Here is a 16271-nt window from a genome sequence, read left to right as displayed (position 1 = left end):
GGCAACCTTGTCAGTCCATAAGAAAAGCGACGAAAGTCGCTTTTTTTTATGATTTAAAAACAGAAAACAGTTCTATCTACAAGCTTTTATTGTTTTCTTTACGACCCCCTCTTATACCGCAATAATAGGGGCATAGACCCCATATACAGATAATAATGACCGACACCCTAACAGAACTGTTTCTCAATCATCTCTGGCTTGAGAAAGGCCTTAGCGAAAACACCCGCTCGGCCTATAAACACGATATAGAACAGTTCTCTGCCTGGCTTGCCCAGAACCAGCTCACAATCGAGAAATCATCGACTTCGGACCTGACCGACTATCTGACCTGGCGACACACACAAAACTTTCGACCCAGCTCGACAGCCAGAGCATTATCCAGCCTACGCGGCTATTATCGTTACCTGCTAAGAGAAGACAGGGTCAATCGGGACATTACTCAAACTATTGAGATGCCCAAACAGGGTCGGCCACTACCCAAATCCCTGACAGAAGCTGACGTTGAAAACCTTCTCGCTGCGCCTGATCTTGATACTGAAATAGGTATGAGAGATCGGTGCATGCTCGAGCTACTCTACGCTTGCGGGCTCAGGGTATCGGAGCTGGTCAACCTCAGCCTGAATCAAATTAATCAAAGACAGGGCATCGTCCGCATTCAGGGCAAGGGGGATAAAGAGAGACTGGTACCTATGGGTGAAGAAGCCCTGAACTGGCTTCACCGTTACCTGAAAGAAAGCAGACCCTCTCTGATCAGCGACCCTGAGAATCGAGTACTGTTTCCCGGCCGAAACGGCAACCCGATGACGCGTCAGACATTTTGGCACAGGATCAAACAACATGCTTTCACAGCCAACATTCAGAGCACGGTTTCACCCCACGTTCTACGACACGCCTTTGCTACTCATCTGTTAAATCACGGAGCCGACCTTCGGGTAGTCCAGCTTCTCCTCGGACACAGCGATCTTTCAACCACCCAGATATATACCCACATTGCCCGGCAACGGTTGCATGAACTGCATGAATCTCACCACCCCAGAGGCTGAATCTATCTTCAGCCTTTCTTAGCAAAATAAATACAACGGCAACCACCCCTTAATTCATATAAACTATGTTTGTCGTTAATTTTAAAGTTTCTTTTGAAATCAGCCATACTCACATGAATGGATCAAATCAAGTAACATGTAATCCATACTTTATGTTGTTAAAATTTACTTTTTAATTAACTTAAAAAATAATCATCAAACATTTGAACGCCAAAACACAAGATTAATTTTTCATTAACCTAACTCAATAAAAAATCAGTTAATTCGATACATACATACATTTTCATTTATAAACTCGGCACAAAAATCCAGATTAACAATGGAAAAACTGATACCAGCCACATCAGATCTGAAATACCAAAAGATTTCAAGCATTTAAAAAGCAGCTGCTTTTTATAACAATCAAAAGACATCAGCCTTTTGATTAAACAGTAAGGGTTAATATCTGAAAACATTGAAAAGGCTTGCATTTTGAACTTACCGGACCCCATCAGGCTCTATCCGGGACCCTGGGCAGTTGTAGCACTTTTTATAGCAATGTCGCTTTTCCCTTCTGCCGTCATATCAACAGCTCAGGCGTCCGACAAATATGAAAAGTTAGCTAATATGTGTCGTGCCTGTCATGGTCAGGATGGCAGTAATGAGTTCAATACCATCCCGAATCTCAAGTGGCAGAATCGAGATTACCTCATAACTCAATTAAGAGCTTTCAAAAGTGGAAAACGACAGGACATCACCATGACCAAAGTTGCCCAGCTGCTCAGCGAAGAAGACATGTTGCGCCTTGCTGACTTTTTCTATGAAGGCAAAAAACCGTGAGTCGGCATACAGCCTTGAGCTTATGTACAACCTCTGCAATCTGAACAAAACGGCTGCATGCCAAAAGGTTAACCGGATACCAAATAATGAACAGAAGAAATTTTCTGCAGCATGCACTGACCGCATCCGCTGCTTCTATCTTGCCTGTAAGATGGGTATTTGCTGAAAAACGCCCTTCAGGTCTGAAACCTGTTGATATCTCCACAATGAAATGGACCAAGGCAGAAGATCTGCCTGATTATTACACGATCCTGAACACCAACCCATTGAATGCCCATCCCGCTGAACACCTGCTGGACCCGGCCATCACACCGGCAAACGTATCATTCGTACGCTGGAATGGTTCGATGCCGGATTTTGACAAGATAGACCCGAAGACCTGGACTCTTACTGTCGACGGCGAATCAGTCGTCAAATCCAGGACATACACCATCAATGAGCTCAAGAGCAAGTTCAAACACCGCACACAGAATCTGGTTCTGGAATGTGGCGGCAACAGCCGTAAAAACTTTTTCCCCGGCACCAAAGGTAACCAATGGAATAACGCAGCTGTTTACTGCTCAGAATGGACCGGTGTCCTGCTTAGCGACGTACTAAAAGACTGCGGAGTGAAAGACGACGCAGTTTACATCGGTCACCACGGCATTGATAAACATTTGAGCGGCAAAGGCCCTGCCATTTCCCGCGGTGTTCCTATTGAAGCAGCTATGAATGATAACGCTCTGGTCGCCTGGGCCATGAACGGTGATGATATTCCATTTCGCCATGGCTACCCTCTGCGTATTGTCTTTGCTGGCCGTCCGGCCTCCGTATCCCAGAAGGCGGCCACCGGCATTAGCATTCGAAACAAGGTTCATGATGGCACCAAAATGGAAGCGCCTGCCTACCAGGTGCCCAAGTATCCTATAGCACCCGGAGAGAAAGTGCCCAATGAGGACTTTGAAATCATTGAAGAAATGATCGTCAAGTCCTTGATCACATTCCCGCAGACCGGGGTTGAACTGCCATTGGGTAAAACTCAGGAAGTCAGGGGTCACGCCTGGGCTGGTTTGCGAGAAGTCGTCAAAGTTGAAGTAAGTTATGACTATGGTACTCGCTGGCATGAAGCCGAATTGAGACAACCAGTCAACAAGGGGGCCTGGCAACAGTGGCGTATCAATCTGAATCTGCCAAGGCAGGGTTACTATGAAATCTGGGCCAAAGCCACCGACAGTAAAGGGGATTCCCAGCCTGTGGTGCAACCCCAGTGGAACCCAAAGGGCTATCTCTTTAATGGCTGCCACCGGATTGCAGTGAGGGTTGCCTGATGTCGGGCTTCAGGCACCTCAGAATATTGCTGGTCTCTGCGTTATTTTCCGGAGCAGCTACGGCCGCATCTGATGAAGCGCCAAAAAAAGAATACCCCATTGACCCCAAATCCGGACTGAAAATGGCTCCGGGCTGGGAGATGGTTAACGCCCAGTGCAACGCCTGCCATAGCAGTCTTATTGTCAGTCAGCATAGTGGCGACAAAAACGCCTGGCGTGAGACCCTGCAGTGGATGATAGATACCCAGGGACTCTGGGATCTTTCTGAAACCTGGGAGCCGATCCTGGACTATCTCAGCACCCACTATGGTGTTTCAGATATTGATATGAAGACTTTTCGAAGACTACCCCTTGACCCAGCCTCAATGCCTCCACCCAGAAAGTAAGGACCCAACATGTTGAAATCTATTGCTATACCCGTTGCAGCCATAGTAGGTGAATTACTATCAGCAATGCCAGCTCAGGCAGAAAACTCGCTAAAACCAGACCTGCTCAATGGCGAGCAACTGGCCAGGCGGATGCCTATATGCAGGCCACAGCCGGCCAACTCTCTGAACAGGACATTATCGATGTTGCCGCCTACTACGGCTCCCTTCAGCCTGATAACCTGAAGAGCAAAGCCGAAAAGGCATTGAGCCATTAAATTCGCTCCCTCTGACAATTAACGCTCAATCTCCGGGCAAACTGAATTTTATCATCGACGGCAGATTAAACTGACAAACACGATATAGAGTCTAAACTTCTGCTCCAGAATCTACGATCTTATTGGCAGTAGCTGCCTGACTTGCTACACACTGCCGTTCAAGAAAAAAACAATACCCAAGAGGATGACTCATGCGTCTATGTACCCTGATTTTCACTGCCAGTTTGGCGATGGCAAACTTTTTGCCTACTGCACAAGCAGCAGATCAAGCCACTGAAGAGGTCCAAAGTACCATTGCCGACGAACTGAAAGCTCTGGACCCCAACATTCCTATTACAAGTATTGAAAAAAGTGATTGGGAAGGCGTATTCAAGGTATTTCTGAAAGGCGGCAGTGTGATCTATACCAATAAAACCGGCAAACTGCTACTGCGTGGCGACATGCTGGAAATCAGAGATGGCCAGATCATCAACTTGACTGAAGAGATCCGTAATAAAGCCGTGGCCGATCAATTGAAAACGCTGAATAAAGAAGATCAGGTTGTCTTTTCACCCGAGGGAGAGACCAAAGGCGTTATTTATGCCTTTACAGATGTGGACTGTGGCTACTGCCGCAAGCTCCATCAGGAACTGCCAGAACTCAATAACATGGGCATAGAAGTCCGTTATCTGGCCTTCCCCAGAGGCGGCGTAAAATCCCCTGCCTACGCCAAAATGGTGGAAGCCTGGTGCTCACCCGATCGAAAACAAGCCCTTTCAGAGCTGAAAAACGGCAAAGACATTTCCAGCCATGCCTCCAAAGAGGACAAAGAAAAAAACCAATGCGAAGTTCTGGTTGATGAGCAATTAAAGCTGGGCCTGACTCTTGGCGTAAGTGGAACTCCCGCTCTATTCCTTGAGAGCGGCAAAGCCATACCCGGCTACCGCCCAGCCGCAGGGATTGCCAGAATGATGGGAATCACACCTCCCCCCGCTGTTGAACCCGCCCCTGCCGCTGAAGCTTCTGATTCCAAAAAATAGAGAACAGCAGGGTATGGACCTGCTCCGTATTACCCGTTTCCACTCAGCATAAGATCAGCGAACAACCATACGGCTCCATCCAATCTCCATCCAAACTTTTAAAGGTCACTGCGCTCCCAACGAGGGGCTATGGATGGAGAATTTCGCGAGTTTAGTTAAAAGAAAACCGGAAAGAGGCTTCCAGACTGTCAAGAAAGAACCTTGCTAGTGCTATCGTTCAGGACTGCAGTACCGTTATGGCTGAGCATTTCTAATGCTCTGACACATAGCTTCCGACCGTCGACAATAATGGCGAAAAGCCCCAAACAGTTCAGGCAGACTATCGCTCTCAAGGCCGGTTTGTGGCTATAATCCCCGATCCATTGATAAAAACCAGAGTGCTTTCTGTTTCTGAAAGCCGTCGACACAGACAGTGAGTTGAGATCAGCTCACGGGGGATAACAGTTTGAAACCGGTCAAAGTAGGAATATGTGGCCTGGGTACCGTCGGCAGCGGTACGTTTAATGTACTGACACGCAATGCCATTAACATTGCTGCACGAACTGGCAGACCCATCACTGTAGAGCAGATTGGTGCCCGTCGGGACAACCCCGCTGCTGATACCTCGACCACCCGGGTTACCCGTGACATTTTTGATGTCGCCCGTAATCCTGAAGTGGACATTCTGGTTGAAACCATTGGCGGATACGACGTTGCCAAGGAACTCATTCTCACAGCGATCCAACACGGCAAGCACGTTGTCACGGCCAACAAAGCCCTGATAGCCGAACATGGCAATGAGATTTTTCAGGCTGCCCGTGAAAAAAATGTCGTGGTTGCCTATGAAGCGGCAGTGGCAGGTGGAATCCCGGTCATTAAGTGCCTGAGAGAGGGTCTGGCAGGCAACCGGATTAACTGGCTGGCGGGCATTATCAATGGAACAGGTAATTTTATTCTAACTGAAATGGGCGACAAGAATCGTTCATTTGAAGAAGTACTTGCTGAAGCCCAGGCGCTGGGATATGCAGAAGCGGACCCCACCTTTGATGTAGAGGGTATTGATGCCTGCCATAAACTCACCATAATGGCTTCAATAGCCTTTGGTATTCCCCTGAACTTTGAGCGTGCCTATACAGAAGGTATCAGCCGCGTAACCCCGGCAGATATTCAATATGCGCAAGAGCTGGGCTATAGAATCAAACATCTGGGCATTGCCCGACAGAGTATTGAAGGCGTTGAACTCAGGGTTCACCCGACCTTGATTCCCGCTTCCCGTCCACTAGCCAATATCAACGGAGTATTGAACTCTGTTGTAATCAATGCTGATGCCATCGGTGAAACCATGATGGTAGGGCCCGGTGCTGGTGCCGAACCGACAGCCTCTTCCGTTGTTGCTGACATCATGGACATTGCCAGAGCATTAGCAGCGCCCGAAGCAACCCCTAACCCGCTGGGCTTTTCTGAAGAGGCGTTAAAAAGCACTCCGGTTCTGTCCATTGGTGAAACTCTGAGCCCCAACTACCTGCGCATCCATGCTGACGACCACCCAGGTGTCATGAATGCCATTACCCAAATTTTCAGTGACCACGGGATCAATATTGACGCCATCACCCAAAAAGCGATCCGTGAAAGCGATGGCTTCGCTGATATTGTCATCCTGACTCAAACCATCAAAGAGTCGGCACTGGATAAAGCCATTGTTGAAATTGAAGACCTGATCGATATCCAGGCCCCTGTTACACGCATTCGTGTTGAGACAATGGCCTGAAAACTGTCATTTGTCAGACAGATTCAGATTGAATTCCTGAGCGTATAAACCCCAGGGTTTATGCAAAAGAGTGAGGCTGAAGTCTTACTCTTCATGGCATAACAGCCATGAACTCACAAACAATAGATGGAATAGACCGTGAAATACATCAGTACCCGGGGACAGGGTGGAGAAAAAAGTTTTCAGGAAGTACTTCTGGCCGGGCTGGCCGAAGACGGTGGCTTGTATATCCCTGCCGAACTGCCCCAGTTTGATCAAGACAAAATTCGCTCACTAAGAGGCCTGCCCTACAACGAACTGGCCTTTGAAGTCATCAAACCATTTGTGGCGGGTGAGATTCCTGACGACAAACTGAAGGAAATGATAGACGACAGCTATGCAACGTTTGCCCATGAAGCGGTTGCACCGTTAATTCAACTGAAAAGTCACCAGTGGGTTATGGAACTGTTCCATGGCCCGACCCTGGCTTTTAAAGATTTTGCCCTGCAGCTGCTGGGCCGATTACTGGACTACACTCTCACCGAGAGAGGTGAACGAGCTGTTGTTCTCGGCGCCACCTCCGGTGACACTGGCTCAGCAGCTATTGAAGGTTGTCGACACAGTGAAGCACTGGATATTTTTATCCTGCATCCCTACCAGAGAGTCTCTGAAGTCCAGAGACGACAAATGACTACTGTTTTAGATAGCAACGTTAACAACATCGCTGTTCAGGGTAACTTTGATGATTGTCAGGCCATGGTCAAACAGTGCTTTGCCGATCAATCTTTCCTGCCAGATTCATCAGAAAAAAACTCGTCCGGAAAAAAGACTCGCCTGGTGGCTGTCAACTCTATCAACTGGGCCCGCATCATGGCTCAGGTGGTTTACTACTTCCATGCAGCGCTGGAGTTGGGTGGCCCGGACAGAGAAGTTTCCTTTTCGGTACCCACCGGCAACTTCGGTGACATCTACGCGGGTTATATTGCCCGTGGTATGGGACTGCCAGTCAATAAACTGATTGTTGCCACCAACCGTAACGACATTCTGCACCGCTTTTTCCAGAGCAACGACTATAGCAGGCAAGGCCTGGAACACACCCTGTCGCCTAGCATGGATATCATGGTCTCAAGCAACTTTGAACGCCTGCTGTTCGACCTTCAGGATCGGGATGGCAATGCCCTTGCCAAACAGATGGCAGACTTCGAAAAAACTGGCAAGCTGGTAGTTTCACAACAGCGCTGGCAGAAGATCCGGGAGTTATTCGACAGCAGTCGTAGTGCTGATCAGGACACCTGCGATGCCATCAAAGACCTGTTTGATCGCACTGAATATTTAGCCGACCCTCATACCGTTATCGGTATCAGAGCGCTGGAAGAAGTTGACACAGACAGCCGTATTCCCAATGTTGTTCTGGCAACAGCTCACCCGGTGAAGTTCCCCGAAGCCATTGAAAAAGCCGGTCTTGATGCTCCGGTACTGCCTCATCACCTGAGGGACCTTCCAGAGCGTGAAGAGCGTTATGAGGTGCTGGATAACGACCTGAACACTGTGAAAAGTTATATTCAGAGTCATCTGACTCGATAAATCTTTGCGCAGGCAGCGTATCCCATGTTGCTGCCTGCTCTCATTTACCGCAATAACGATCCTGTGCTCCGTTCCTCTCTGTGATAGAGTAAGTCGATACTTTTTTACTGCAGATAATCCAGAACTGTCATGCCGCTTCAGATCATTAGACGCACCAGCAACCCCTACCCATTAACTGATGGCATCCACCCCCTTCTCGCCCGTATATACAGTGCCCGGGGCATCAATCACCCTTCAGAAATCAGCCGCCAGCTAAAGGGTCTTCAGAGCTATAAAAGTCTCAAGGACATCGAAAAAGCAGCCAGTCTTCTGGCCGACGCTGTCTGTAAGCAGCAGCGTGTTTTAATCGTCGGAGACTTTGATTGCGACGGAGCCACCAGCAGTGCACTGGGTGTTCTGGCCTTAAGGCAGATGGGCGGAATAGCAGATTACCTGGTGCCTAACCGTTTTGAGTACGGTTATGGCCTGACACCGGAGATTGTTCAGGTCGCCAGACAATACCAGCCAGACGTTCTGGTCACCGTCGACAATGGTATCTCCAGCGTAGACGGCGTAGCAGCAGCAAAATCCCAAGGCTGGAAAGTCATCGTTACGGATCACCATCTGGCCGGCGAACAGATTCCAGAAGCAGACGCCATCGTCAACCCCAATCAGCCAGACTGTCCTTTCAACGGTAAAAACACCGCCGGGGTGGGCATTATTTTTTACGTTATCTGCGCCCTGAGAACCGAGTTGCGCAGACGGGGCTGGTTTGAAGGAAAAACCGAGTTCAACCCTTTTCAGTTACTGGATCTCGTTGCATTGGGAACGATTGCTGACGTTGTCAGTCTGGACGCCAACAACCGCATTCTGGCCTATCAGGGTCTGGCAAGAATTCGTGCAGGACATTGTCGTCCGGGGATTCAGGCACTGATTGAGATCTCAGGCCGACAGCAGTCCCGCCTGACCTCTTCCGACCTGGGGTTTGCCCTGGGACCTCGCCTGAATGCAGCAGGACGTCTGGATGATATGTCCACCGGTATTGAATTATTACTGACAGAGCGCATCGAAACGGCACGGGAACTGGCCGCTGAGCTGGATGGCCTCAACCGGGACAGAAAAGAGATTGAAGCGGGAATGCAAGTCGAGGCCATGAGCCACCTGTCCAGTTTGGAACTGGATAAGCATTCCGACTTACCCTGGGGCGTCAGTCTTTTTCGGGAAGGCTGGCATCAGGGTGTCGTAGGGATTCTGGCCTCAAGGGTGAAAGAGAAATTGCACCGCCCGGTGATTGCCTTTGCAGAAGCCGATAATGGCGAAATCAAAGGTTCAGCAAGGTCCATAAAAGGTCTGCACATGCGTGATGCTCTGGACAGTGTTGCCCGGGAAAACCCGGGGCTGATCATCAAATTCGGCGGCCATGCCATGGCGGCAGGTCTGAGCATTTATAAAGAAGATTTTGAAGCATTCTCAGCGGCCTTTGACCGTATTGTTAAGCAGGAGCTCTCTTCTGAGCAGCTTGAAGCAGAAATCCATACCGATGGTGAACTGGGTGCCTCTGAACTGACTATGGATACAGCTCAACTGTTACGAGATAGTGGGCCATGGGGACAGAATTTTCCGGAGCCTTCCTTCGACGGTCGCTTTCAGATCATTCAGCAGAGACTGGTAGGCCAAAAACATCTGAAGATGGTGCTTAAGCTGCCTTCCTCAGAATATTATGTCGATGCCATTGCCTTTAACATTGACCCCGGTCAATGGCCAAACCAGAACATAAAAACAGTTAATGTGGTTTATAAACTGGACATCAACGAATTTCGAGGCCAGCAGAGCCTGCAGTTGATCGTTGATCACCTGGAATCAGCCTGAGCCTCCAAGGTAGAGAGGGTATTGCAAATTAGTGAGCTTTATGGTGCTGACAGCAGGGAGGCCGCTCTGTCATTGTTCTTTGCAGATTTCTCAACTACTTTAGTGGCTATACCACTGTTTCCTGAAGACACAAAAAAAATGACTGAGTCCCGAATTTCCGGTATTGCTGCCCCTCTTATTGTTTTAATCGTTTCATTAGGTCTATTGGTTCCGGGAATCACCCAACCCCTGATCACGCTTCAGGCAGATATGAGCCAACAGGTCTTGGTCATAGAAGGTCAGAAAATTATGGAACAACAGTCCATTCACCCTGCCCTGCTGGCCATGGCCAACCAGTTTCTCTCTAATCTGAAGATGGATGGCCAGAGCCGGATTTATGACAAAACCCGAAGCATTCTCGGCACTGCCAGTGACCTCTGGAATTTTGGCTACAAGTTTGTAGCCATTCTGATCCTGACCTTCAGTGTCCTGATCCCTGCCATTAAAAGTTTACTTTTGCTGGCGTCCTGTCATCCCTCATCACGAAGGGTCGCACTTAAAGTAAATGCTGTGCTCGGTAAATGGTCTATGGCGGATGTGTTCGCAATGGGGGTTATAGTCGCCATGCTGGCCGCCAATGCCAATACTTCAGAAAGCGCTCTGTTGAGCTTTCAGGCAGAGCTGCATTGTGGATTTTATTTGTTTGTCGCCTACTGTCTGGTTTCAGGATTGGCAGGGCAGTTGTTGTTGAAAAATGGGTGCTTGAAGGATGGGTGTTTGAAAGAAGAATCATTGAAAGAGCAGTGATACAACTGCTCAATCTTCCATCTCACTCACCTGAAGCTCCAGAGCATCAATTGAAATTTTAATCTCAGCCAGACAGATGATCAGGGAAATCAGTAAAGCCAACAAGCTGATGCCAAAAATGATGAAACCCACCTGATATTGACCCAGATGAAGAAGAAACATAACCAAAACACAGCAGATAAAGCTGACAATACCAGCCCCCTGCATGTGCTTGATGAGTATCATTCGTCGTCTAAGGTTTTCCATCTGGCCTTTGATGTGAGGGTTGTCGGGATGCTTCTTAAACTCACCGTGAAGGTTTCTGATCAATGAAGCCAGAGCCAGAAACTTGTTGGTATAGGAAAGAAATAACAGAGAAATAGCCGGAAACAGCAAAGCGGGAGTTGTTAGATTCAGCTCCATAGGACCTTATCTGAAATGACATGTTAAGGGGTGTCATATTATATCCTTCTGCCCCTGCGTTCAAACAGCTCTAACTGCTGCATCTGCCCGGAGGTTCTCAAGTCCAGCAGCCTTACTCCCACCCCGAGTAGACGTACAGGCTTATTTCCCCTCTGCCAGGCTCGAATCACTAATGACTGAAAGTGTGCTTCCGGTGTTTGATCATCCCACTCTATCATTTCCTCAAGTGTCGTCTGGGTGAAATCATTGAACTTTACTTTTACAAACCGCTTGGTGACCGAATATTCATTCCTGATTGCCTGAAAACGTTGCGACAGATCCTCGATCAGGGGTTTAACCTGAGTCAGTATTGACTGCTCATCGTGCAAATCTTCATCAAAAGTATGTTCAACAGATAACGACTTCCGCCTTCTATCCAGCTCCAGCGCACGATCATCCACACCTCTGGACAGCTCCCAGAGGCGTTCGCCAAAACTGCCAAACCAACGACATAACTCAACCGGAGAGTATTGCCGCAACATGCCACAGGTCATAATCCCTTTGTTATGGAGCTTTTGAGCAGTCACCTTACCCACACCGTGTATCTTCTCAACGGGCAATTCAAAAACAAAATCCCGGACCTGATCGGGCGTGATCACACAAAGACCGTTTGGCTTGTTCCAGTCCGATGCCACCTTGGCCAGAAATTTGTTAGGGGCCACACCAACAGAAACATTGATGCCCACCTCTTCACAGACAGACTGCATGATTTCCCGGGCCATAAGTGTGCCACTGCCTCGACATTGACTGGATTGGGAAACATCCAGATAGGCCTCATCCAGCGACAGGGGTTCAATCATCTCAGTGTAACGATGAAAAATGGCATGCATTTGCCTTGAGGCGGCTTTATAGACATCAAACCGGGCGGGCAAAATAATCAACTCAGGGCAGAGTCTGAGTGCTCGATAAGAGGCCATAGCAGAATGCACGCCCGACTTGCGAGCTTCATAACTGCATGTGGCTATCACTCCCCGACGCTCGGCCTTCCCCCCCACAGCAAAGGCTTTGCCTGTTAAAGCAGGATCATCCCTCTCCTCTACAGAACAGTAGAAGGCATCTGCATCAACATGGAGAATTTTTCTCTGAACGGATTCATTCGGTTCCGGCATAGTGTGATTGGAAAATTTAGCGGAAATTATTGCACCAGCCTGTTAAGACTAACGATAGGAGAAATAGGAAACAATGATTTTTTACTGTTTTTTTATACAGCCCCATTTCTTACACTGCCCATTCACCCAAAAAGATAAAGCGCAACCCCGAATATCTACGTATTTTCAATCAGTTGATAAAATCGTCAAATCGCACTCCGTTTATATGCCCTCTCGGGGTCTGATGTCAAAAGAAGCGTCTCAACCAGCCTGGCAATCGGTTTGGGCGCGCTCACGGTCAAAAGATTAAGGCTTGAATATGCGCTTAACGGTGTTTAATACGCCGATCATCAGTTATCTGTTAAAGGCTCTGGCCAAAATGTGCCTGTTGATTTCCGGCTGGAAGGTCGAAGGTAACCAGCCCCGAGTACCCCGCTACATTCTGGTGGCCGCCCCCCATACCAGTAAATGGGACTTTTTTATCGGTATGGCCGTTGGCCTGAGCCACGGGATAGAAGCACACTGGCTGGGTAAATCCAGCCTTTTCCGGAGACCTCTAGGTTCTGTGATGCGCTGGCTGGGAGGGATACCGGTTGACCGGGACCGAAGGGGCAGTCTGGTAGATCAGAGTATCTGCTGTTTTAAAGGCAACAAACAACTGGGTCTGATCATTTGTCCTGAAGGCACTCGCTCTAAAGGTGATCGCTGGAGAACCGGTTTTTATCACATTGCCAGAGGGGCAGAAGTGCCAATCATTCTGGCCTATATGGACTTCCGGAAGAAAAAAGCCGGCTTTGGCCCCACCATCAAGCCCGGATGCAGCATGAAAAAAGATCTGGCTGAAATTCAGGCCTTTTATGACAAAAAGCAGGGAAAACACCCAAACTGTTTCAGCCCGGTTTTATAGCAGAATATAACATTCACATGCTGGTTTACTTTGAGTAACATTAAACGATGGAGTCGGCCATTATCCGCGAAAAACAGCTGAAGAAATGAAATCACCGGTAGAAGTCAGGAAATGCGACAATGTTTATACTGATCGACGTTGTCAGAATAAATCCGACCTGATTCGCAGATTACATTAAATATTGACAAACTGCGTAATTTCTGAGGATTGCCGAATCGACAAAAGCCTCATTATTTTTAAGGCGGGGAGAAGAAAACTCGAAAGCACGAGCATTATGTTCAATCAAGTCCAGCATATATTCGCGATCATTAAACAACGTTTTACTGGCGTATCCTAAGTAAACAATACTATGATTCATCAAACTTTTAATAATGTTTTTGTCGCCTCGGATTCTTTCACTAGCATACTTCAGAGCTTTTGGGCGCTTCGCGATAACGGCAGTGACAACCTCATCATAATCCGGAATTTCCGGGCTGACGTCTTGCATAGAACGGCTACGCCGAGTGACTGCGGCTATGATGACATCTTTATCACCCTTGAGTTCTTGACCTACATATTTCAGATCAATTGGATGTGCTGCAATGGCTTCTAATACAAGCTCTTTATCATTTCGAACCTGTTGACTGACATAATTCAGCCCGTCCTTCACCAAGGCTTTCCTGACCTTTTCTTTAATATCCGAAAACGACTGAGCCGGTGGAATATCAAACGTCAGTGTGTAATCACGTGATGGTTTGATAATGAAGTATTGACCTTTCAAATGGAGATAAAAATCCTCAAACGGTGGAATAGAGTAATTGGGATCTGCCAATAAAAAATGATGTAAGAGCTCCTTGCGAATGCTCTCATTCATCTCTTCACTCATTAACATTTCCCGCAGACTAACCTCCGGTTTTTCCCTGAAATATACTGAAGACCGACACTCCCCTAACCGCTCAGCGTAAAAAACAAACTGTTGAAGATGGCTACTTAATAACTGGCAGCATGCGGGACTAATACGGTAATCCCTCAGATAAAACATTGAGAAAAGACAATGCTGAAAGGTGAATCTATCAGCATCTGTCACAACATCGGGATTAAGACGTTGTTCAAGCAAGTTAAAATCCCAATGAGATTCTTCAAAAATGTCTGCGTTCTCAAAGAAGATATCAAGATCACAGATAGTCTCTAACACAATCATCAGTTTTTCAAAGGCATCCTGCATGTGTGGACTTGATTTCATTCGGGAGCATTCGACGATAATTTGACCGGCTGCAGCGTTGCAACGTACCTTCATGCTATCCGCATTTTCATCCAGTTCGATCGCTTTCAGTAATTGCACCAGAAACCACATACGCTTTGACTTGCCGTCTTTATGAATGCCATAAGGTTGATCAAACTGGTCAGAAAATTTTAGTCGTAAGGTTCGTTCTTTACCCCCCTCTGCCTGTTCAAGTAATTCGACGAGGCCAACGTGATTGCCCAATTCCAGGTTAACCATCAAGGCATCATCCATACTGACGACAGTCCCTGAGAGCTCTAATGCTTGCATGCATGCTTTGCCGGATGGCGTCAATAGTGATGCTTTTTCACCCTTAGCACCCGGGGTCGTGCAATCAACGTAGGTGATCTTCTTTTCCTGAAAAAACTGCCCCTGACCCGAGGCCAGAGTGACCGGTGCCAGTGCCTCCACAAAACGCTTATGCAGGGCAAAAATCAAGTCATGAACACTACGGACCTGCTCAGCCTCACGGAAGTGGAGTGCCTGAAGAGAGGATTGTAACTGATGGCAGGCGGTCACCCACTGACAGAACGCTCCCTGAAATATCAGCCCTTTTTCAGCGGTCTGCATTGGCAGAATGATACTTTCTAACCCGGATCGTACGGTTTCTTTCAGCATCTCTAGCCGGTTGTTCAGTACTGGTAATTCTCTTCGAAATAGCTTGACCTGGGGTGAACGCCTTCTGCTCGCCAGCCGCAAGAAGGCCAGGTAACCCTCCAACATTGCCTGAGCCCCATAAATCAGAAGATTAACGCTATCCTCGATCCCAGCCAGTAGCTTTGATCGTTGTGATGACATGCTCAGTTTTATCGGGTTTGCCAGACAATCCAGTCCACCGCCGGGGCCAAAAAGTGCCAACAGACGGGCATTTTGATCGGTGAGCCATTGAAAACCACTGGCGACGTGATGGAATGTGGCTTCAGGGGGAGACAAATCATCCCGTGACGGGAGGGCTTTAGCTAACGGAACATCAGAAACCGCAGAAGACAGGCTTATGTGCCTGACCAGTTTCCCGGTAAGATCACCGGCAACAATAAAGGCACCGGGCTTACCGTTGAAGCGGGCGCAGGCCAGTGTTGCCTGTTGGCCATCCTGAGTGGCCAAGGCCGCAAACTGTTCACCGGCCAGCATCAGGGTTTTTTCTTCCTGTCTCATCAGGATCGCGGCATGATCATTAAATCCTGCTTCGGCCAGGACAAAACCTCCTGCCCACCTCAGGAACTCAGGCTCAAGCATCCACTCTTCAACGTGGTGAGCCAAGACAATGGCACCCTCTGGCATACTGCCTGCTTCTCGATTTTTGGCCAACCAGATGGATCCGGTGCAATAGCCTTCACTGATCCCCTCACCAATGGCAAGAGTCTCTTCGGGTATAAACATGGCAAAATCCATGCCGCCAGAGAGTCTGGTTACAGGGCGCACCTGCAGCAGGAACAGGCGACCCTGATGATCGATAGCAAACTCAACATCCACGGGGCAGAGTAACAGGTCTTCCAGCTCAGTCACCCTCTTCCTGAGTGCTGAAACCGTCTCATCACTGAGTCGCTGCCCGCCGTCGTCTGATGGAGAATCCGCATCATGGATTCTTGTTTCCGAATAACCGTTATTACCCTTGTTTTTGTAAAGGATGAAGCGGCTTGAAAGCGTCCCGGGAAAGTATTGAGAGCTGTCAGTTCCTTCTTTGCGAGAAATATCGATGCGGTGGGGCGTGTTGCCGGACTGTCCTGCCACTACGCCTCTGGGCTGACCGGGTGTGTACTCAACCCTGACGGTATTATCCTGAAAGGACTTAAAGCTCA

The 16271-nt window shown here is 48.3% G+C and carries 14 protein-coding genes; 11 read left to right on the top strand and 3 right to left on the bottom strand.

The annotated features are described in order from the left end of the window. Nucleotides 1-155: 155 nt before the first annotated feature. The 10 genes from xerD to KDK19_RS13970 all read left to right on the top strand — a co-directional run bounded on the left by xerD (nucleotide 156) and on the right by KDK19_RS13970 (nucleotide 10775). On the top strand, nucleotides 156-1043 hold the full coding sequence (gene xerD / locus KDK19_RS14015) for a site-specific tyrosine recombinase XerD (protein ID WP_257280729.1): 888 nt from the start codon (nucleotides 156-158) through the stop codon (nucleotides 1041-1043). Between the two features lie 471 nt (nucleotides 1044-1514). Next, complete coding sequence (locus KDK19_RS14010; RefSeq protein WP_257292202.1) at nucleotides 1515-1862, top strand: hypothetical protein; 348 nt, start codon at nucleotides 1515-1517, stop codon at nucleotides 1860-1862. Between the two features lie 86 nt (nucleotides 1863-1948). Continuing rightward, nucleotides 1949-3169 (top strand): sulfite oxidase, encoded by a 1221-nt coding sequence (locus KDK19_RS14005; protein ID WP_257292201.1) that lies wholly within the window; start codon nucleotides 1949-1951, stop codon nucleotides 3167-3169. After that, nucleotides 3169-3555: a hypothetical protein gene (locus KDK19_RS14000; protein WP_257280732.1), complete on the top strand. Its 387-nt coding sequence runs from the start codon at nucleotides 3169-3171 to the stop codon at nucleotides 3553-3555. Before KDK19_RS14005 ends, KDK19_RS14000 begins: the two co-directional genes overlap by 1 nt. A gap of 9 nt (nucleotides 3556-3564) precedes the next feature. Beyond that, nucleotides 3565-3780, top strand: coding sequence for a hypothetical protein (locus KDK19_RS13995; protein WP_257280733.1), 216 nt, complete (start codon nucleotides 3565-3567; stop codon nucleotides 3778-3780). A gap of 223 nt (nucleotides 3781-4003) precedes the next feature. Further along, nucleotides 4004-4831 carry a DsbC family protein gene (locus tag KDK19_RS13990; RefSeq protein ID WP_257280734.1) on the top strand — a complete coding sequence of 276 codons (828 nt, stop codon included), beginning with the start codon at nucleotides 4004-4006 and terminating at the stop codon, nucleotides 4829-4831. Between the two features lie 445 nt (nucleotides 4832-5276). Next, nucleotides 5277-6578: a homoserine dehydrogenase gene (locus KDK19_RS13985; protein WP_257280736.1), complete on the top strand. Its 1302-nt coding sequence runs from the start codon at nucleotides 5277-5279 to the stop codon at nucleotides 6576-6578. Between the two features lie 138 nt (nucleotides 6579-6716). Next, nucleotides 6717-8141, top strand: a complete 1425-nt coding sequence (gene thrC, locus KDK19_RS13980) for a threonine synthase (RefSeq protein ID WP_257280737.1) — start codon at nucleotides 6717-6719, stop codon at nucleotides 8139-8141. Between the two features lie 129 nt (nucleotides 8142-8270). Next, nucleotides 8271-9989, top strand: a complete 1719-nt coding sequence (gene recJ / locus KDK19_RS13975; protein WP_257280738.1) for a single-stranded-DNA-specific exonuclease RecJ — start codon at nucleotides 8271-8273, stop codon at nucleotides 9987-9989. A 21-nt stretch (nucleotides 9990-10010) separates the two neighbouring features. Beyond that, a complete protein-coding gene (locus tag KDK19_RS13970; RefSeq protein ID WP_257280739.1) occupies nucleotides 10011-10775 on the top strand; it encodes a paraquat-inducible protein A in 765 nt (254 codons plus the stop codon). A gap of 9 nt (nucleotides 10776-10784) precedes the next feature. Here KDK19_RS13970 and KDK19_RS13965 read toward each other — a convergent pair whose 3' ends face one another. After that, entirely contained in the window at nucleotides 10785-11177 is a 393-nt protein-coding gene (locus KDK19_RS13965; protein WP_257280740.1) for a DUF2721 domain-containing protein, read from the bottom strand. A gap of 38 nt (nucleotides 11178-11215) precedes the next feature. Continuing rightward, nucleotides 11216-12325 (bottom strand): DNA polymerase IV, encoded by a 1110-nt coding sequence (gene dinB, locus KDK19_RS13960; protein WP_257280741.1) that lies wholly within the window; start codon nucleotides 12323-12325, stop codon nucleotides 11216-11218. A gap of 298 nt (nucleotides 12326-12623) precedes the next feature. Here dinB and KDK19_RS13955 point away from each other — a divergent pair, with 298 nt between their 5' ends. Further along, on the top strand, nucleotides 12624-13211 hold the full coding sequence (locus tag KDK19_RS13955) for a lysophospholipid acyltransferase family protein (protein ID WP_257280742.1): 588 nt from the start codon (nucleotides 12624-12626) through the stop codon (nucleotides 13209-13211). 169 nt (nucleotides 13212-13380) lie between these two features. On the opposite strand, the gene KDK19_RS13950 is transcribed toward KDK19_RS13955, so the two are convergent. Then, the coding region (locus KDK19_RS13950) for a DUF4116 domain-containing protein (RefSeq protein WP_257292200.1) at nucleotides 13381-16271 on the bottom strand (2891 nt) is incomplete at its 5' end.

Source organism: Endozoicomonas sp. ONNA1 (assembly GCF_024606325.1).
Taxonomy (GTDB): Bacteria; Pseudomonadota; Gammaproteobacteria; order Pseudomonadales; family Endozoicomonadaceae; genus Endozoicomonas_A.
This window is presented reverse-complemented; position numbering and strand designations above follow the sequence as displayed.